We start from the raw sequence: 19,368 nt of genomic DNA, 5'->3' as shown, positions 1-19,368 counted from the left end.
CTAATTATTTGCGCGGATCAGTACTGCGAGCACTGGATCGTACGCTGACCAGCATAGGCACCGATTACACCACCGACGACTGCGCCAACAGCTGCGTTTCGCGTGTCATCGCCACCGGCCATGGCTGCAAGACCTGCACCTGCGAGGGCACCGATACCACCTCCGGCGAGGGTCCGGCTGCGGCGGGCTTCGTCACACTCACCGTAAGAGCGGAACATGGTCTCGCCGTCATAACTCCAGCGCTGAGTAGCAGGCTGCTGATAGCTATATGTTGGCTGCGAATACCGGTTGGAGGTCTGGTATGTGCTGCCGCTGTGGTAGCCGTTATTGGACTGATAGCTGCCCTGGCTGGAATAGATGCCATTGTGACCGTAGCCGCTATTATTTCCGTAGCTGTAGGTCGGCTGGGAGCTGTAAGTCCGCGACGTCGTATAGGTCCGACCGGACTGATAACCGCTATTGCTGTAGCCGTTATTGTAGGTGCTGCTGCCATAACGGTTGTTATTGCTATAGCCGTTATTGTGCGTCCGTGTTGTTGTGTAGGAGCGGGATGGATATGTCGTCTGATAACCCTGGTTATGATGGCCGTTATTGTACTGGCCATTGCTGTAATAACCATTGGACGATGTGTGGCCGTAAGTCGGCTGGCTATTCACATAACGGGTGTTCGAATTCGTAGAGTAAGACGAGCTCCGGCTCGGATACTGATATTCGGAACACTGGATCTGGCGATTGCCAACAATGCCACCGGCTGCGGCTCCGATCATTGCACCGACAATAGCGTTGCGGGTGTCATCTCCGCCGGCCATTGCACCAGCACCGGCACCCAGAAGACCGCCAACGGCCGCGCCGTTCATCGTGCGTGTGCTGCGTGCTTGTTCGCATGAAGAGTAAGAGCTGTAATTCGTCTGACCGTCATAGCTCCAGTAAGAGGACTGGGCGTTGGCGGCTGGGGTGATCGCCATCATCGCGGCGAGAGCTACTCCAGAGGTAATGGCTTTCATTTGCATGGGAAATTCTCCTTCCATGCAGCCAATATGACGAACCCGCATTGAACGCAGTCTGAATGCTTCGTTGTGGTAAACGAGCCTTTTCGTTCATGTTCGGTTTAGCGTGTCACAGTGGTCCTAATCCCCTCAAACAGCGCCCAGTCCCCTGAATTCACGGTTGACCGGCCCCGTTTTCTCGCAAAACTGACGGCACGGACTATTAAGGATGCGAATGTGCGGACCTTCATTACACTGGCGCTGGTGACAGCACTCTGTCTGGCAGGCGAATCTGCTGTAGCGCAGGACTCACTCGACTTCGGTGACAATACGAGTCGCTTTGCAAATGACGGCGAATGCGATGATCCGCGTTTTGCAGGCCCTGATGCGTCCAGCTTCCAGTCACGCCGAAATGAAGGCCATGACGCGCAAGACTGTCAGGCGGCGTTCGCAGGCGGGACTGTGTTTCTGAGAAACACAAATTTCATCACTTATGATGGCGTGGAATTCGGCACAGACCGTGGTCGCTTTGCCCACGATGGCGAATGCGACGATCCGCGTTTTCGTGGACGCGGCATGGCGACGTATACACAGGATGAGAACATTCTCGCTGATTCCACCGATTGTATTGCGGCGTTTCAAGCAGGGACTATCGCACTGCGCACCAGTTTCGACGAGCCTTACACGTTCGATGGCATCAATTTTGGTATCGATTCCAGCGAATGGGCCAATGATGACGAATGCGATGACCCTCGGTTTCAGGGGACAGGCATGGCTCAGTTCCTGAACGAAGAAAACATCGAAGCCGATGCATCCGACTGTTTGTTCTACTACCGAAACGGTACGATCAGCCTGATTGTCGAGATCGGGGAACCTTACACTCAGGAAGGCATTCTGTTCGGTATCGATGAGGGTCCGTTCGCGAATGATGGCGAGTGTGACGACCCGCGCTTTGTCGGGCCAGACATGTCTCTTATCGGTGGATTTTCGGACGCGATTGAAAAAGACGCATCCGACTGCCTGTCCGGATTTGAAGCTGGCCGCATCTTTCTGCGCCGTGCCTATATCGCTCCTCGCATCGTCGACGGAGTCAATTTCGGCGACGACAGCAGCCCGTATGCGAATGATGACGAATGCGATGATCGCCGCTTCATAGGTGACGGCATGACACGTGTGCTGCTGACCGATGCAAACACCTTAGCAGATGCATCTGACTGCATCGCGGCGTGGATGTCAGGCGAGCTGGAATTGCGCACGCCTATCACCGAGCCGCTTAAGTTCGAAACCATTACATTTGGTGTCGATTCAAGTGACTTCGCCAATGATAATGAATGCGATGATCCGCGATTTCAGGGACTGGGTATGGCAAGCCCACCGCTGGAGCAGAGCAATATCGAGGCCGATGCAACCGACTGCCTGACCGCGTATCAGCAAGACCGCATCACCATTCGCAACGCCTATTTCTCACCGATCACCTATAACGGAATAGACTTCGGCGATGACAGCGGCGTCTGGTCCAATGACGGCGAATGCGATGACCGCCGCTTCATTGGTGAAGGTATGACGCAGGTTCTCCTCACCGATGAACACATCCGCGCTGATGCGTCTGATTGTCTGGCCGCGTATCAGGAAGACCGTCTCGAACTAAGAGAAGAGATCACCCGCCCTCGCCACTATGACGGCATTAATTTCGGTACCGATACGAGTATTTTTGCCAACGACAATGAATGCGACGACCCGAGATTCGAAGGCGAAGCCATGGCCGAGGGTGAACCATTAGATGAGAACAAAAAGGCCGACGCAACAGACTGCCTGAACGCATACCAGCAGGGACGGGTCACGCTCATTTCACAAGCTGCAGCGAGCGGAACGCTCTATGATGGCATTCTATTCGGCGTCGACAACGGGCGCTGGGCAGAAGATGGCGAATGCGATGATCCACGTTTCGAAGGCGACGGCATGTCCACAACTGTTCTGCTCGACAGCGATATCCGCAATGACGCAACCGACTGTCTGGCGGCTCATGAGGACGGCACGATCACCCTGATCCGGCCGAATTGAAACGCCTGCGCAGCTTCGCGGGACAACCCAGCGTCTTATTCTTTTCAGATTACCTGCCCCAGCGTCACCGCTAGACAGTGACCTTTGCTCGCGCCATCCTCTCGAAAATATAAAAAATCGGGAAGGAAACGCGCATGGCGGAGGAGCAGACATTCCACCCTTGCATTCACGCGGCTAAACATCCGGACAAGCCTGCCATTATCATGGCTGCCACCGGAGAGACGCTCACATTTGGCGAGCTTGAAACGCGATCAAATCAAGGGGCACAGTTTTTCAGATCGATAGGTTTGAAGAAGGGCGACACAGTCGCATTCTTCATGACGAACTCGATCCAATATCTGGAGCTGGCCTGGGCGGCTCAGCGGTCCGGCCTGTATTTCACCTGCATCTCGTCTCGCCTGACGGCCCCTGAAATCGATTACATCGTTCAAGATTCCGGCGCGAGAGTGCTCTTCTCATGTCCTGACCTCGCCGAAGCCGCAAAAGAGGTGAAAGCTATCACCAAGATGGAACGCTATTTCAGCGTTTGCGGTGAAGTCGAAGGTTATGAAGCTTATGAATCATTGCGCGATGACATGCCCTCTACTCGGGTTGCCGATGAAAGCGCCGGCGCTGACATGCTCTACTCTTCCGGCACGACGGGACGCCCGAAGGGCATTCGCCCGCCGCTCGATCCGGACAAACCTATCGGAGCAGACAGCGTCTTACGCATGATCCTCAGCGCAGCAGGCGGAATTACTGAAGACAGCATCTATCTCTCCCCTGCTCCACTCTATCACGCAGCCCCGCTGCGCTGGACGATGACCGCAATGTCGATCGGGGCGACGGCGATCATCATGGACAAATTTGATCCGGAAACCTTCCTGAAGCTCGTAGAGAAGTATCGGGTCACGCACACGCAATTGGTGCCGACCATGTTCGTCAAAATGCTCAAACTGCCTGAGGCCGCGCGCAAGCAGTACGACCTTTCATCCTTGAAATTTGCCGTACACGCCGCCGCGCCATGCCCTGTGCCCGTTAAAGAGCAAATGATTGAATGGTGGGGCCCTGTCATCCACGAGTACTATGCTGGCTCTGAAGGAAACGGCCTGACTTGGATATCCTCACCGGACTGGATGACGCACAAGGGAAGCGTCGGCAAACCGCTGCACGGCGTCCCACATATATGCGATGAAGAAGGCAACGAGCTCGGCCCGAATGAAGAGGGCATGATCTACTTCTCTGATACCACGCCGCCGACCTACCATAACGATCCAGAGAAATCGAAGAAGGCCTGTCACCCGTTCAAGGAAGGCTGGTCCTCGCTCGGTGACATTGGCAAGCTGGACGAAGACGGCTTCCTCTATCTGACGGACCGCAAGGCGTTCATGATCATTTCCGGCGGGGTGAACATCTACCCTCAGGAAGCTGAAAACGTTCTGATCACGCACCCAAAGGTCGCTGACGTTGCTGTGATTGGCGTACCCAATGACGAATTCGGAGAAGAAGTGAAAGCGGTCGTCCAGCCAATGCCGGGCATAGCCGCGAGTGATGAACTCGGCGATGAGCTTATCCGCTATTGCCAGTCGCAGCTTTCCAAAATCAAATGCCCTAAAAGCGTGGATTTCGATCCTGAACTTCCACGCCACCCAACGGGCAAGCTTTACAAACGCCTCGTCCGTGACCGGTACTGGGGCAAATCAGACAGCAGAATTATTTAAACGAGAAGAGAAGACACATGGCTGAAACAAAGAAAGTCGCATACGCAGATCTTGAATCCATCATAGGGCAGGAAATCGGTGTATCCGACTGGCATGTCATTGATCAGGACCGCGTAAACCTGTTTGCGGACGCTACAGGCGACCATCAATGGATCCACGTAGACGTAGAGCGCGCGACGAAGGAAATGGGCGGCCCGATTGCGCACGGCTTTCTGACATTGTCTCTGCTACCGATGCTGTCGTCTGAAGTCCTTCAAATCACCGGCGTCTCCCGCGGTATCAATTACGGCTCGGATAAAGTCCGTTTCACCAACATGGTCCGCGTTGGTTCTAAAGTCCGTCTGCGCATGAAGAACATCTCTGTCACCGAGAAGTCCGGCGGCAAGCAGATGATCAACGAGTCGACTGTAGAGATTGAAGGTCAGGAACGCCCCGCTCTGGTCGCACAGCAAATTTCAGTCGTTTATGGCTGACCCTCTGAACAGGGGATGTTCGGAAACTTCTGAAATATGGTATCTTTCCGTATCGGCGGCCTGCCGTCGTTACGGAGGGGTACAGATATGTCACTTGCTAGAATCGCCCTATGCGCGGCCGTACTGACCGGCCTGCCCGCGTTAGCTCAAAACAGCGATCCAGATTGCCGTTCTCCAAGCGCGGCCCTTTTCCAGACATGCGCAACTCAGCCTGAACCCGAAGTACCTGAAGAAGCCCGTGATGACGATCCGGCTTTTCGTTGGGGGCAGACGCTGTCATTCCAGCAAGACGACGAACAGATGGCCAGACGTGTGACAAGCGTCGATATCGTTACCGTCACGCTCTCCGACGGTCAGAAAGTCCCTTACGTGGAAACCGTTTTCGAAGATGGCTCTGTTGAGGAACGTTCACCAACGCTCGCGGAAACCGAAGCCTGGCGCGATGCAATCTCCCGCGACCCAGACCTTGAACGCCTACCAGCCACCGCAGCAATGAGCCATTCCGGAAGCGCGCTACAAAGTGAAAGCTCCGGTTGGAGCCTCGAGGGCGGGTTTCAGTCAGCAAATACTAATAACGACAATCCAGCTCGAGACAGGCTGGAAGAACGATTAGAAATTCCAGAATCACGTCGCGGCCGCGATGGCAGGCAGTGCTCGGAATATGAATCTCCGGATGGAAGCACTCGGTCCAGCAGTTGTAGCCAGACATGGAGCTGGAGCTCCGAGAATTGATCGACATCTGCTTATCGCACCTGACACACACAGTACGAAATCCAGACAGCACCTCTGAGCGAACTCAAAGTTAGCGAAGAGATATGGGAGCAAATGGATAAAGTGGAGGCTTCTGTTGCCAGGCGCCTCCGGGCCCCGCCTGAAAGAGCTAAACCTCTCAGGAGTTTAGTCGGTTAGTTACCGCACAGCATTACGCTGCGAGGAGTTCACCTTCAGCAAAGTTGTCATTAGCAACTATTTGCAAGTTGAGCTTCTAACGGAGCTCATCCGGGCGAAGGCATCACCTTTACACGTCTGTCGATCCTATTTCGGCCCCTCACCTTCTGCCTAATGAGCAGAGTTATTGGTGGAGCCGCCGGGTACCGCCCCCGGGTCCAAACCGCTTATTACGTGCGCGTTTATCGCCATAGTTCCGAAGAACAGAACTTATATAGTGGTGATTTTCGGCCATTGAAAGGCAGGTTTTGAACCGCTTAGTGAGAAATCCGCAAATCGGAGATGTTCGTAGCAATCGCCTGATAGGCTTCTTCCAATTGTTCGCCATTTGAGGCGTTAAACGCGTACTCGCTGCCAGAAGAGCAATAATTCAGAATATTCTGCCCCTGTTGCGGCGCCTGAAAGGCAACAGTGTAGATCACAATACCTTCCGCTTTCATGGCATCGCAGAACCGCTGGGCATGGTCGAACGAATTACCATTGCTCATGTAATCGGTATTGAATTCACCATCGGTCATGAGAATGGCAACTTTGGTAGAGTCCGGCTCGTCATAAGCGCGAGGCGCCGAATCCGAACCCCAAATGCCCGCCCAGTCCGGCGAAATCAGATACCAGGCCCACGCAATACCAAGATGCCCGGCGGTACCGCCAGAAGTCGGCATAGTGCTGATCGCGGAAATGAGCGTGCCCTGATGGTTGGTCAGTGGCGTGAGGCCCGCCGAGTTACAGGATGTGGTTTGATACCGCATCCATGCGCCCGAACCTGGTGCTGCATCAGTATATTTCTGAGCGCCCTCGCGACCGGTGACGCACGTATCCGTAATCTGCTCCCAGCGCTCGCAATAATAATTATTGCTGCGACCACGCCGTCTCCAGCGGGAACATTCATACTGATCCGGCTCTTCGTCCGTAACAGTCTCGAACAGGTCTTCTCCGACATTCACCGCTGACGCGTATGTTGAGATCGCAATGCGCACATCCTCAGGATCTTCAACTTCGCTGTTCAGAATGGTGCGAACGGCGTCACGGGCGGCATGCTGCAGATCGAGCATGCGATCATTATCGCCCATAGACCCGGACGTATCGAACATGAAGACGACATCAAGCTTGCCGACGCCATAATCCGTTTCCGCATAGCGGGTGAATTCGAGGGTCTCCATGCCCAGCAATCCGGAGAGCGTAGTACGCTCCTCACACGTCACACTGGAAATGACCTGGTGGTTCACACGGTCGATTTCGAAAATCGGGTTAGAGCAACTTGCGTTCACATTGTTCGCAGAAACGGTCGCATCGTAATATACGCGCCCGGTCTGACGGATTTGTGCATCTGATTGGTCATCCTGAAGTGCGCGAGCTGCTGCGAGAACAGCGCCATCGAGCGCGGATTGAACCTGCGTTGCAGAACCTTCAGTACGGGAAAAGTCGATGGCGAGGCCGGCAACCATCATCAAAGGAATTAGTGTCAATGCGAATGTCATCGTGACATTGCCATCGCGCTCCCTCAATGCATTTATAAATGTCCGTCCCGCTTTCAGCATTCCACCCACACTTCGCTGAATTTATGGGCCGTATTATTGTTGGTAACTCCTGCACTGGAGATAACTCGCGACGCCGAATCATCGTCTCATCGTCAGAGATTTGGTAACCATAAGTCCGACGCATGGTTAACCATGCAGATTTGATGGTATAAATTCGCCAAAAAAGCTTACATTTTTCAGATGTGTGTAAGTGAACTAAAGTAAACGGGATGCAGAACGTGAACGCTGACGCAACACAACCGGAAGTCAAAAAAAAATCAGATTCCGCTGATTTAACGTATTTGAAGCTTCTTAAACGCATCCTTGAAGACGGTGTTGAGCGCGGAGATCGTACCGGAACCGGCACAAAAGCCGTGTTCGGACACCAGATGCGCTTCGATCTGTCTGACACGTTTCCACTTCTGACAACCAAAAAGCTTCATCTGAAATCGATTATCTATGAGCTGCTCTGGTTTATTAACGGCGACACCAATGTCCGATATCTGCAAAAGAACGGCGTTTCTATCTGGGATGAGTGGGCTGACGAGACCGGTGAGCTTGGCCCGGTCTATGGTAAGCAGTGGCGATCCTGGGCTGCACCGACCGGCGAGACCATCGACCAGCTAACCTGGGTGCGTGATGAAATTCGCAACAATCCGAATTCGCGCCGCCTCATTGTATCTGCCTGGAACCCTGCAGATGTAAACGACATGGCGCTTCCGCCCTGCCATTGCCTGTTCCAGTTTAATGTTATGGACGGCAAGCTGAACTGCCAGCTTTATCAACGCTCGGCAGATGTGTTTCTCGGCGTGCCCTTCAACATCGCCTCATACGCCCTACTCACCATGATGATGGCACAGGCCTGCGGGCTGAAAGCTGGCGAGTTCGTCCATACGCTCGGTGATGCTCACCTGTATCTAAACCATCTGGATCAGGCGCGACTGCAATTGTCTCGTGAGCCGAAACCGGCACCGCGTATGCTTTTAAATACAGACCGTAACGACATTTTTGGCTGGGAACGCAGCGACTTCAAACTCACCGATTATGATGCCCATCCGGGTATTCGAGCGCCAATAGCCGTTTAGTCGATACACAAGTTTATTTCAGACTGCGCGGAACTGACTACTTGTAGTTCACGTTCATTGAGACAAAATCCATACTAACAGCAGGGTAATTCCCTGCCTTTTAGAGGAGGACGCGACAATGACTGTGCACGCAGCCCTGACCGAAGGCGAATTCAGCCTCGAAAATTCACTCAAGCTCGCAGCGCGGCTTGCGCTCAAGCTTGATACAACGCTCGTAGGCGTTTCAGCTATGCCTGATCCGGCGCGGGCCATGTTGATGACAGGCGTCAGCATGCATGGCGTGATGATCGCAACCGGCGGCACGCTCGCTGATGGTATTCGCGATGCTCAAAAAGAAGCCCGTGAAAAGCTCGAGACACTGTTCCACAAAGTCTGCAATGACGAAGGCGTTCCAGTGGAGAAGCGGAAGATCGAACACGAGATAGGTCTTCCAAGCGAAGTCTATCCTCGCATCTCCATGCTATCTGATGCATTCGTCACACCGCACGAATGCGTCACCGACGGATCAGACCATGGCCTGGCATTCGAAAGCATTCTGCTCGACAAACGTTTGCCGGTCATTGCTTGCGGTACGGACGAACCTGCACATTACGGCACTGTGATTATTGCATGGGATGGCAGCCCGGAAGCCGCGCGCGCTGTACGCTTCCATACGCCGGTTCTGAAAGCCGCTGACCGGATCATCATTGCGCAGAACAGCAACCGGATTGATGCACAGGACCGCAATGGCAGTGAGGATCCCGCATTCGTTCAGGCTTATCTGGAGCGCTTTGGCATTGCGTCTGAAGCGACCAACTTCAACGGCAATGTTGCTGAAGGCCTGCTGAAACTCGCTTCAGATGAGAGTGCCGGCATTATCATCGCCGGAGCTTATGGCCATAACCGACTGGAAGAATTCATCTTCGGCGGCGTGAGCAAGAGCCTTCTGCGTGCAGATCAGGGCCCTGCGCTCGCGTTGGCCCATTAGGCCGGGTCTACCACTTCTATTGCTGGTGTGCCTGCTTCGACAGGCTCACCGCTGGTCACAAGACCGAGCGACTGAAACGTCAGACCAAGTTCGGCACTGAGATGTGTCCAGCCAATAATGGCTACGCTGGCGATAAGTGCGATTAGCAGGCCGTATTCCAGTTTCATCCCAATGGTCCGTGTCGTTATGGTTCAGTTTCACGACACGATGCAGTCTTGAGGCCATCACAGCCCCATCAGGCTTAATCAGGCGGCCTTCGGATCAACCTCGCCTCGGTCTTCGCGTCGCCGGATCATCCATGACACGACGACGGCGCCGACCATTTTACCGATCACAAACACAATCCAGTTGGCTGGATGGAGCTGCGATCCACGTTCGGCGATACCGGCCATTGCCTGCGCCAAATCTGCCCCGTACAGGAACACTGTCGTATCGATCGGTGCTGCCAGCGCGCTAGACAGAAGAATACGGGTTGAGAGACGGTACTTGGTGAAGGTGAAAAGAAGCCAGTCGACCGTTTCAGATACTGCGAATGCAATGCCGGATGCGACCGCGATCACAGCCCATGAATAGTAGAATGACCAGGCAATCGCCATGGCCATAACGATAAGAACTTTATGGCCGATTTCCCGCTGAACGAAGTCCCGCAGAACAAAGACAAGCCCCGTGACCATGGTCAGCGGATTGATCAATACCCCATGTGGGAAGCTCTCATTTGGCTCGATAAAGCTGATGCTGTCGACATTTCCGAAGGACCAGTTGAGAGCAGGAATCAGCGCGACGTAGATGAATGCCCAGCTACGTCCCTTGAGAACCCAGATGATTACGGCAGTGACAACAATCAGAACGGATACAATTAATGCGTGCTGAAGATTGGCCGGCTCAGCCAGATCAGCCAATGAACTAATGTCTGACCCATAAAAAATCGCGGACAGAAATTGCCCGATAACATCCTGCATTCTGAGCCCCTCGCCCCAAATCTACCCGTTCGTCACTTGCTCATTGCCCGTGTGCGGGTATCAAGTGGACCGGTTCTATCATTTCTCAAGGTGGATGCACAATTGGCCCGAACCGATACACAGATTTTCCGCTCTTTGATCGTTGCACGAGCGAAGAACAGTGTCATTGGCCGCGATGGCGACATGCCGTGGCGCCTCTCAACGGACCTGAAGCGCTTTCGATCCCTGACGAGCGGAAAGCCGGTCATTATGGGGCGAAAAACCTGGGAAAGTCTGCCGCGCCGTCCGCTTCCGAACCGACCGAATATTGTGGTCAGCCGGAACTCTGATTACCGCGCTGAAGATGCGTGGCTCACATCAGACCTTGCTTCAGCTTACGCCATGGCAAGCGCAATGGCGCAGAAAGCGGGAGAGGATGAGGTGTTCGTTATAGGCGGCGCGGGTCTTTACGAAGAAGCTATTCGTCACGCAGACCGCATGCACATCACAGAAGTCGATGCCGAAATTGAGGGCGATACATTCTTCCCGAATTTTGATCCGGAAGAGTGGACAGAGCTAGACTCAGAAGACGTGCCGGCAGGCGAGAAGGATGATTACCCTACCCGGTATCGCCTGCTTGAGCGGAAATAATCAGACCAGATTGATCGACTGATCGCGTGTCGGATTGTTTTGGTCCAGCCAGCTGTCTGCAAAATCCGGCAGCCAGCTCATAACTTCATCAACGAATGCGAGCGCTTCGAGAGAAGACGCTGTGCCGTGCTGCGCGAGCCCCACCAGGGACGCAAGTGTATGCTTACGCTCTGGCACTGACAGTGCGATATAACGCGCCATTGTCGCAAAATCTTCGGTGTAGACTTGCTCATTCGACATAACGCAGGCGAATGCGCCTTTAAGCGAGGTTTGCGCAAACTGCTTGCTGGAAGCCCGAACGCGCGACTCAGTCGCGACGGCTTTCAAACGATGCTGAAGCGCGCGCAGGCGGCCGCTAAGCCCTACAATAGATGCATTAGACACTGCTGACGTCAGCTTCTGAGGCGCAATCAGGCGCTTCAGGTCACGACCGGCCACGGCGACGCTGTTCACACCAATGCGGAAACGCGCTGGCGAAAAACGCCCATCGGAAGGGAAAACTTCATCCCAGCCATACGTCTCAAAGGTGCAGGCATGAAGTTCCGGATGCAGCTTCTGGACGCGCAAGGCCGCAGCCGCGCAGAACAGGTCCAGACCAACGGAAAATTCCGAATTACGAAGTACGATAATAAACGCGGCTTCACCGCCCGCATCACGCGCAAGATCACCTGACAGATAGACACTGTGCATGCGATCACCGAACCGCTCGAATGCAAGATCAGCAGCGGTATGCGCAATGTCCTGAATCAGTGCCGGCAGATCGCTCGCATCACACGCACCATTCAGCACGCGTCCCCAAGGGTCCTGAGGCCAGAGAGTCGTCGCGCCAGTCATCGCTTTGTCCTCACACGCACGCGAACGGGCTGAGGTTTCGAGAGGCTTACCGCACCCCAGACAAGGGCCAGAGCGAGGAGCGTTGAGATCGCGGTTAATAAACTCATAACGACAGCCAAGCCAACTTCATGCCAACTGGCAAGTCAGATCAGCAGTTCGTGAGATGAATTTAATAATACTGCTAAAAGAATGCGCGCTTATTCGAAGACAATCTCAGGTCCTTCAGGCACTGAAACGCCCTCCAGCCCTGCCCTAACCTGCTGCGCGATGTCTGAATAGACCTCGCTGGACGTACCTTCTGACAGCGCAGCCGGTTTGCCCGCATCTCCGCCCTCACGAATAGCCTGCAGAAGCGGCACCTCGCCCAGAAACGGCACATCAAGTGTTTCAGCCATGCGACGCGCGCCGCCTTCACCGAACAAATATGTTCTATTCTGTGACACAGGGTCTTCGAAGTAAGCCATGTTCTCCACAATGCCCAGCACCGGCACATCTGTCTTACGGAACATGGCAACTCCGCGACGCACATCAGCCAGAGCGACTTCCTGAGGCGTAGAGACAATCACCGCACCTGAAAGGCTCACGCGCTGGGCAAGTGTCAGTTGCGCATCACCTGTTCCCGGAGGCGTATCAATGATGAGTACGTCCAGTTCGCCCCACTGAACGTCTTTCAACATTTGTGTGATGGCCGACATGACAATCGGGCCGCGCCAGATCATTGGCGCATCCACATCTGAAATATAGCCGATGGACATGAGCTTCATGCCAAAGGCTTCGACTGGCGTGATCTTTCCACCATCGCCCTTTCCCGGGTGCGATTCGACTGTGCCCGTCATGGTCGGCAGAGACGGGCCATACACGTCTGCATCCATAATGCCGACGCGCAGCCCCTGATCTCGTAGTGCGATAGCGAGGTTCAAAGAGAGCGTTGATTTGCCGACACCGCCCTTAGCGCTGGCCACGGCAATGATGTGCTTGATACTTGGAATTTCCAGTGTGCCAGATTTCGCCGTTACTGCAGGCGCCGGTTTTGAGGTGGATTGGCCTGCGAGGTCTGCTCCTTTGGTAACGCGTTGCTGACCTGCTGAAGGCGCAGGTGTCTCCGAGTGCGCCGTCAGCATCACACGGACCGAATTGATACCCTTGAGTGCACCTACTGCCTGCTCTACTTCATAACGAAGGCGTTCATCGCGTTCGAGCGTTTGCGGCGCGCCATAGAGCGTGATGGTGACATCACCCTCTTTCGTTATGAGGAGCTGATCGATACGCCCCGCTTCTGTGACTGGTGTTCCGGTGGCCGGATCGGCTATTGATTTCAGGGCTTCGGAAACCAGTTCGGCGTCTGGTCTTGTCGATTTAAAGAAACGCATAATCTTCATGCTCTCGGTGGCACATTGCAGAAACAATCACTAGATAGCAGACTGAATCCGATTAACAGTTGGACATAAAGACACAAAGGAGCGGCTTTATATGCCATGGAACGACCAAAAAGGCGGAGGGGGTGGCCCCTGGGGATCCGGCGGCGGGTCCAACGGAGATAATAACTCTCCATGGGGACGTCCACAGGGAGGCGGCAATCAAGGCGAAGATCTTGAAGATCAGCTGCGCAAAGTCCAGGAGCGCTTCAAAGGCGCATGGGGCGGCGGTCGCGGTGGATCCGGCGGATCTGGCGGAGGCGGCAAAGGCCTCGGCATTGCTGGCATCTTCCTTCTGATCGGCGCATTGGCCGTAGCATGGATTGCAACTGGTGTTGTCGTCGTCGACGCAGGCCAGCAGGCAGCCGTATTCCAGTTCGGTAAGTGGCAGCGCAACCTGCCAGCAGGTATCCATATCCACCTGCCGCAACCGATTGAAACCCACCAGCTCATCGAAGTGGAAGCACAACAGGAAGTTCAAATCGGTAACAGCGCTGATCAGAGCCTTATGCTGACATCTGACGAGAACATCGCAGACGTCCGCTTCTCCGTTATCTGGAAAGTCTCTACGGAGAACCCGCAGGACTACATTCTCAACGTCGCAAATCCGGAAGCCACTGTTCAGATGGTTGCTGAATCCGTGATGCGTGAAGTTGTTGGCCGTTCGGAGCTCCAGCGTGTGATCACAACCGAACGTGCGGAAGTTGCGCGACAGGTTCAGGAACTCACACAGAACCTTCTCGACCAATATGGTGCCGGCGTTGAAATCATTGAAATCAACATCGCACGTGGCGACCCGCCAGCTCCTGTTATTCAGGCTTTCAACGACGTGAACGTCGCTGAACAGGACGCCCAGCAGCTGATCAACCAGGCGACGCGTTATGCTAACCAGGTTGTTCCGGAAGCACGTGGTGAAGCCTCTATCATTCTTGAGGCCGCTCAAGCGTATCGTTCTCAGGTTATCGCTGAAGCAACCGGTGAGGCATCACGCTTCCTGCAAATTCTTGCCGAATATACTCAGGCGCCAACGGTAACGACTGAACGTCTCTACCTTGATACATGGTCCCGCATTCTGAGCCGTACACAGAACACAGTTCTGGACAACGACTCCGGCGCGGTTCCGTATCTGCCGCTTGAAAACACCAACCGCCGCCCGACGGCTAACTAGGAGGACGAACACATGAGAGCTATTTCAATCATTTTGCTCGTCGTACTGGGCATCGTCGCTCTGGTCGGTTTGAACAGCTTCTACACGGTCCGTCAGGATCAGCAGGCGCTGGTACTGCAATTCGGTAGCCCTGTTGCCGTACGTAACGAGTTTTCGCTCACCGAAGGTGGTGAACAAATCGACGAAGCCGGCCTTTTCTTCAAACTGCCATGGGAACAGGTCATCACGCTTGATCGTAAAAACATTGGTAGCAACATTCCGGACATTGAAGTTCTGGCATCTGACCAGCGTCGTCTGACCGTTGACGCGTTTGTTCGCTGGCGCATCACAGACCCGCTCATGTTCTATCAGCGTTTCCGCGAAGAACGTGTCGCTGCGGGTCAGATCCAGCGATTTACAGAAACCAGCATCCGTAACTCGCTCGGTCAGGTTCCTGTCCCGGAAATCGTCTCCGGTCAGCGTGTTGCGCTGATGGAAGAAATCCGGACTAACGTGAACGACGCGCTCGACGGCACCGGCATCGACATCATCGACGTTCGTATCCGTCAGGCCGACCTGCCGGCCGCTGTTGCAGAAGGTGTCTACACCCGTATGCGTACAGAACGTGAGCAGGAAGCCCAGCGCATCCGGTCTGAAGGCGAGGAAGAAGCACGCCTCATTCGCGCTCAGGCTGACCGCGAAGCGACAGTTGTCCGCGCTGAAGCGAACCAGACCGCTGAGCAGACACGTGGTCAAGGCGACGCGGAAGCAACCCGCATTTACGCCGACGCTTATGGTCGTGACATTGCCTTCTTCCGTCTTCAGCGTGGTCTGATCGCGTGTGAAGAAGCAATCGTCGAGGGCACAGTCATCGTCTCCGACTCAAGCGAGCTCGATGTCTGCCGTGTCTTCATTGAAGGCGCACGCCGCGCAAGCGGTCGTTAAGCGCACTTCATGAGTGTCTTTATTGTTGCATTAGGCCTTCTGCTCGCTGCAGAAGGCCTTTTGTATGCTCTGGCGCCGGATTTCATGAAACGCATGGCCGCTCGCCTTTTGGGAACCGAACGCGATCAGCTGCGTCAAAGCGGTATTATCGCTGCAACCCTTGGCGCAATTCTGATTTATATCGCCGCTCGCTTTATGCGCTGAGGCCGCTAGGATTGACATCGATTCCAATTAGCCGATTGTTCCTCCGGCCAGACCCCTCTATGACTCTGGCTGGGCGACAGAAATTTTAAGGTAGTTTGATGGACCTGAAGCTGATTTCAACTTCGTGTCTGGCCTTGGCCATGGCAAGCGCACTTCCAGCAGTGGCGCAGAACTCAGCGGCTCAGACGAACTCACCTACTCGTGTGCACGACACGCCTGACGGATTCTCTCAACTCTCGCGCCGCCTTATGCCGTCCGTTGTGAACATTTCTACGTCACAACGCGTCATCGAAGCGGGCCTGCCTGACTTTCCGCAAGGTTCTCCGATGGAGCGCTTCAACGACCTGTTCGGTCGTGATGATGACGGCTTCCGCAGAACCTCTTCACTCGGTTCAGGCTTTGTCACCGACCCGACCGGCTACATCGTCACCAATAATCACGTCATTGAGGGTGCTGACGAAATCGAAGTGCAGTTCGCTGATGGTCGCACCTACCCGGCCGAACTAATTGGCCGAGATGTCGACACAGATATCGCCGTGTTGAAAATCGAACCGCTCCGTCCACTCGAAGCTGTGCCGTTTGCCGATTCTGATACCGCTGAAGTTGGCGATTGGGTCATTGCTATCGGTAACCCGTTCGGTCTCGGAGGATCTGTTTCCGCGGGTATCATCTCGGCACGTAGCCGCGATATCAATGCCGGCTCTTATGATGATTTCATCCAGACCGACGCAGCTATCAACCGCGGCAACTCCGGCGGCCCGCTCTTCAATCTTGATGGCGAAGTCGTCGGCGTGAATACAGCCATCATCTCTCCGACAGGCGGCTCTGTTGGTATCGGCTTCTCCGTGCCGTCGAACCTTGCTGAGTCCATTGTAGAAGAACTGATTGCCGAAGGCCGCGTCAGTCGTGGTTATCTCGGCGTGAATATCCAGTCAGTAGACCTGCCTCTGGCGCGTACCTATGGCCTCACCAATGCGGCTGGCGTTATCGTGACGGAAGTCACACCGGACAGCCCGGGCGATGCAGCAGGACTACAAATTGGCGATTTGATTCTCCGGTTCGATGGCGAACTCATTACTGAAACCCGACAGCTATCTCGCTGGGTTGCAGAAGCTGAACTCGAAACGCCGATCAGCATGAACATTATTCGCGGTGAAGCCCGCCGTGTATTATCTGTCACTCTGACCGAACGCGATGACGGCCTCCCTGATGAGGAGGAAGAAGAAGCACCACCAGCTCTGTTCGCGGGCTCTAACGCTTACGGTCTTCTGCTTCTCGAAATTGATGAAGATGCTCGTCGCCGCTGGCAAATTCCGTCTCCGGTTCAGGGCGCACTGATTGATATGGTTGATCCGGAAGGCCCGTCTTACGGCCATCTGCAGAAAGGTGATGTCATCACAGAAATCGCTTTCCAGTCCGTCACATCACCAGAAGATGCGAACGAGATTTTCGAAGAAGAAGGCGGCTCAGACCCGTTGCTCGTCAAAGTGCTGCGTCACGGCCGCTATTCATTCTATGCACTCCAGCTGGAAAGCTAGCGCCTAGTCGGGAACGACGACCCAGTCCGATTTTGGAATGCCCTGGAAGTAAAGCGCCGTTGCTAGCGACGGCCCTTTGATCACGGCGTCCGCAGCTTCTGCGAGGATCGGATGCGGATGATAGCCAACGCCCAGACCTGCAGCTTCAATCATGGACATATCGTTCGCACCATCGCCCATGGACACTACATCATCAGCAGATATGCCGAGCTTCTCAATCGCTTCCTTCAAACGGTCGAGCTTCGCCTGACGGCCAAGGATAGGTAGGCCAACCTCACCAGAGAGGGCACTGCCATCCATAAGCAGCGTATTGGCGTAATTCTCATCAAAGCCCGCAACCTCAGCCACACGCGATGTGAAGAAGGTGAAACCGCCCGACACAAGCAGGCATCGGCCGCCATTTGCCTTCATTGTCGCTGTGAGCGTCTTAATACCTGGATTGAGCGTGATGCGCTCGTCAAAACACTGCTGAAGCGCAGTCTCTGACAGGCCTTTCAAGAGGCCCACGCGTTCGGTCAGAGCGGCTTCGAAGTCCAGCTCGCCGCGCATCGCGCGCTCAGTGATTTCTGAAATCTGGTCCTTAATGCCCGCATAATCTGCCAGCTCGTCAATGCATTCCTGACCGATGACGGTAGAATCCATATCGCAGATGAGAAGCTTCTTGCGTGCAGCATTTGTTGGTCGGACATAAACATCAAACGCGTCGCCAATCTCTGCGCGGATAGCAGCCAGAAGATCAGCCAACGTTTCATTCGGCGGAGCAATTGCGAACTCCATCGCGCCCGGTCCGAGAATTATAATAGAAGCATCCTTCAGGCGGTCAGGTGCGGCATGCGTCTGCTCGTCGTGAGACACGATCACCACCGTAGCCGGGACTGCGATAGGTTCTGATGACTTAGCACTGAATGTGTTCATGATGAGCTTTCACAAATCTTTCAAACAAGGTAGGTTTCGGGAATGCGCCCTGCCATTCTCATCCACGGTCCGACCGCCAGCGGCAAGACCCAAATTTCAATCGACGTCGCAAAACGTCTCGATGGCGAGATCGTGAATGCCGATTCGATGCAGGTGTACAAAGGATTGCGGGTAATTACAGCCCAGCCATCCGACGAAGAAATGTCGCAGGCGCCACATCATTTGTTCGGATATCGCGATCCGGCTGATGCAGGCTCTGCCGGAAGTTGGCTGAAAGATGCCAAATCCGTCATTCGCGGTATCCAGATGCGTGGACGTGTACCGATCATTATCGGTGGCACAGGACTTCACCTTCTGGCGCTCGTTAAAGGCCTGTCGGAAATCCCTCCGATTCCCGATGAAGTGCGTTCTCAGGTTCGCACCCTGGTTCAATCCATCGGAACTGAGGAAGCTCACGCGCACCTCACAGAGATTGATCCGGACGCGGCATCCAAGATCAAACCGAATGACCGCCAACGCATCATGCGCGGTCTTGAGGTGCACACGGCCACCGGAAAGCCGCTCTCCAGTTTTCAGGGCGACCGCACACCGCCGATTCTCAGCCCGGGCGAATGGGTAGGCGTTGCCCTCACCCCACCGCGCGCGAAACTTTATGCCCGTATTGACCGTCGGTTTGCTGGAATGCTGATGGAAGGTGCTATGGATGAAGCCCGCGCGCTCGCTGTGCGCGACCTTGATCCGTCACTTCCCGCGATGAAAGCGCACGGTATGCCGTGGCTTCTGGCCTATCTGCGCGGCGAACTCAGCTCTGATATTGCAGCAGAATATGCCAAGCGTGACACGCGACGTTACGCAAAACGCCAATTTACGTGGATCTCTCATCAGTTCCCGTTCTGGCCAAGAATCCCGTCTCCGGAGCCTGAAGTGCAACAAAAGGTTATTTGTGCCCTTTTTAAAGAGATTGACGCGGCTTTTTCGAAAAGATAACCTGCATTCGAAGATTAAGAGGAAAAAGATGAGCAAACTGCTCGTAGTCGTGAGAAA

At 54.5% G+C, this 19,368-nt stretch carries 19 protein-coding genes and 1 other RNA gene; 12 read left to right on the top strand and 8 right to left on the bottom strand.

Annotated elements, in window-relative coordinates; all coding sequences use genetic code 11:
- Positions 1-17: 17 nt before the first annotated feature.
- Positions 18-1,010: a YMGG-like glycine zipper-containing protein gene (locus P1U45_RS11120; RefSeq protein WP_301059130.1), complete on the bottom strand. Its 993-nt coding sequence runs from the start codon at positions 1,008-1,010 to the stop codon at positions 18-20.
- 213 nt (positions 1,011-1,223) lie between these two features.
- On the opposite strand from P1U45_RS11120, the gene P1U45_RS11115 reads away from it, so the two are divergent.
- The 4 genes from P1U45_RS11115 to P1U45_RS11100 all read left to right on the top strand — a co-directional run bounded on the left by P1U45_RS11115 (position 1,224) and on the right by P1U45_RS11100 (position 5,952).
- Positions 1,224-3,047: a hypothetical protein gene (locus P1U45_RS11115; RefSeq protein ID WP_301059129.1), complete on the top strand. Its 1,824-nt coding sequence runs from the start codon at positions 1,224-1,226 to the stop codon at positions 3,045-3,047.
- Positions 3,048-3,181: 134 nt separating this feature from the next.
- Positions 3,182-4,747 carry an acyl-CoA synthetase gene (locus tag P1U45_RS11110; protein ID WP_301059128.1) on the top strand — a complete coding sequence of 522 codons (1,566 nt, stop codon included), beginning with the start codon at positions 3,182-3,184 and terminating at the stop codon, positions 4,745-4,747.
- A 17-nt stretch (positions 4,748-4,764) separates the two neighbouring features.
- Positions 4,765-5,220, top strand: a complete 456-nt coding sequence (locus P1U45_RS11105; RefSeq protein ID WP_293608954.1) for a MaoC family dehydratase — start codon at positions 4,765-4,767, stop codon at positions 5,218-5,220.
- 87 nt (positions 5,221-5,307) lie between these two features.
- The gene (locus tag P1U45_RS11100) at positions 5,308-5,952 is read left to right on the top strand and encodes a hypothetical protein (protein WP_301059127.1); all 645 of its coding nucleotides are present in this window, start codon (positions 5,308-5,310) and stop codon (positions 5,950-5,952) included.
- Between the two features lie 101 nt (positions 5,953-6,053).
- Here the strand turns inward: P1U45_RS11100 and ssrA are convergent.
- Together ssrA and P1U45_RS11090 are read right to left on the bottom strand one after the other, a co-directional pair.
- Positions 6,054-6,412, bottom strand: a transfer-messenger RNA (tmRNA) gene (ssrA, locus tag P1U45_RS11095).
- A gap of 13 nt (positions 6,413-6,425) precedes the next feature.
- Positions 6,426-7,646, bottom strand: a complete 1,221-nt coding sequence (locus P1U45_RS11090; protein ID WP_301059126.1) for a VWA domain-containing protein — start codon at positions 7,644-7,646, stop codon at positions 6,426-6,428.
- Between the two features lie 341 nt (positions 7,647-7,987).
- On the opposite strand from P1U45_RS11090, the gene P1U45_RS11085 reads away from it, so the two are divergent.
- Both P1U45_RS11085 and P1U45_RS11080 read left to right on the top strand, forming a co-directional pair.
- The gene (locus P1U45_RS11085; RefSeq protein ID WP_301059125.1) at positions 7,988-8,770 is read left to right on the top strand and encodes a thymidylate synthase; all 783 of its coding nucleotides are present in this window, start codon (positions 7,988-7,990) and stop codon (positions 8,768-8,770) included.
- A 118-nt stretch (positions 8,771-8,888) separates the two neighbouring features.
- Positions 8,889-9,737 carry a universal stress protein gene (locus tag P1U45_RS11080; protein WP_293608958.1) on the top strand — a complete coding sequence of 283 codons (849 nt, stop codon included), beginning with the start codon at positions 8,889-8,891 and terminating at the stop codon, positions 9,735-9,737.
- Here the strand turns inward: P1U45_RS11080 and P1U45_RS11075 are convergent.
- The gene (locus tag P1U45_RS11075) at positions 9,734-9,904 is read right to left on the bottom strand and encodes a hypothetical protein (protein WP_301059124.1); all 171 of its coding nucleotides are present in this window, start codon (positions 9,902-9,904) and stop codon (positions 9,734-9,736) included. The genes P1U45_RS11080 and P1U45_RS11075 overlap by 4 nt on opposite strands.
- Positions 9,905-9,982: 78 nt before the next feature.
- Positions 9,983-10,696 carry a hypothetical protein gene (locus P1U45_RS11070; protein ID WP_301059123.1) on the bottom strand — a complete coding sequence of 238 codons (714 nt, stop codon included), beginning with the start codon at positions 10,694-10,696 and terminating at the stop codon, positions 9,983-9,985.
- A 102-nt stretch (positions 10,697-10,798) separates the two neighbouring features.
- On the opposite strand from P1U45_RS11070, the gene P1U45_RS11065 reads away from it, so the two are divergent.
- Entirely contained in the window at positions 10,799-11,326 is a 528-nt protein-coding gene (locus P1U45_RS11065) for a dihydrofolate reductase (RefSeq protein ID WP_301059122.1), read from the top strand.
- On the opposite strand, the gene P1U45_RS11060 is transcribed toward P1U45_RS11065, so the two are convergent.
- Both P1U45_RS11060 and P1U45_RS11055 read right to left on the bottom strand, forming a co-directional pair.
- On the bottom strand, positions 11,327-12,160 hold the full coding sequence (locus tag P1U45_RS11060) for a hypothetical protein (RefSeq protein ID WP_022695061.1): 834 nt from the start codon (positions 12,158-12,160) through the stop codon (positions 11,327-11,329).
- Between the two features lie 197 nt (positions 12,161-12,357).
- Entirely contained in the window at positions 12,358-13,530 is a 1,173-nt protein-coding gene (locus P1U45_RS11055) for an Mrp/NBP35 family ATP-binding protein (protein WP_301059121.1), read from the bottom strand.
- Positions 13,531-13,630: 100 nt separating this feature from the next.
- On the opposite strand from P1U45_RS11055, the gene hflK reads away from it, so the two are divergent.
- From hflK to P1U45_RS11035, 4 genes are all read left to right on the top strand, one after another.
- Positions 13,631-14,743, top strand: coding sequence for an FtsH protease activity modulator HflK (hflK, locus tag P1U45_RS11050; protein WP_293608964.1), 1,113 nt, complete (start codon positions 13,631-13,633; stop codon positions 14,741-14,743).
- A gap of 12 nt (positions 14,744-14,755) precedes the next feature.
- Positions 14,756-15,667, top strand: coding sequence for a protease modulator HflC (locus P1U45_RS11045; RefSeq protein WP_293607078.1), 912 nt, complete (start codon positions 14,756-14,758; stop codon positions 15,665-15,667).
- A 9-nt stretch (positions 15,668-15,676) separates the two neighbouring features.
- Complete coding sequence (locus tag P1U45_RS11040; protein ID WP_293607077.1) at positions 15,677-15,871, top strand: DUF2065 family protein; 195 nt, start codon at positions 15,677-15,679, stop codon at positions 15,869-15,871.
- Positions 15,872-16,011: 140 nt separating this feature from the next.
- A complete protein-coding gene (locus P1U45_RS11035; protein WP_301059120.1) occupies positions 16,012-17,409 on the top strand; it encodes a Do family serine endopeptidase in 1,398 nt (465 codons plus the stop codon).
- A gap of 3 nt (positions 17,410-17,412) precedes the next feature.
- Here the strand turns inward: P1U45_RS11035 and serB are convergent, their stop codons facing one another.
- A complete protein-coding gene (gene serB, locus P1U45_RS11030; protein WP_301059119.1) occupies positions 17,413-18,324 on the bottom strand; it encodes a phosphoserine phosphatase SerB in 912 nt (303 codons plus the stop codon).
- A 42-nt stretch (positions 18,325-18,366) separates the two neighbouring features.
- Between serB and miaA the strand changes: the two genes are divergently transcribed.
- Complete coding sequence (miaA, locus tag P1U45_RS11025) at positions 18,367-19,311, top strand: tRNA (adenosine(37)-N6)-dimethylallyltransferase MiaA (protein ID WP_301059118.1); 945 nt, start codon at positions 18,367-18,369, stop codon at positions 19,309-19,311.
- Positions 19,312-19,368 lie beyond the last annotated feature (57 nt).

This window comes from Ponticaulis sp. (assembly GCF_029210165.1).
Lineage (GTDB): Bacteria > Pseudomonadota > Alphaproteobacteria > Caulobacterales > Hyphomonadaceae > Ponticaulis.
Note: the sequence above shows the minus strand (reverse complement) of the source record. Positions and strands in the feature narration are given on the sequence as shown.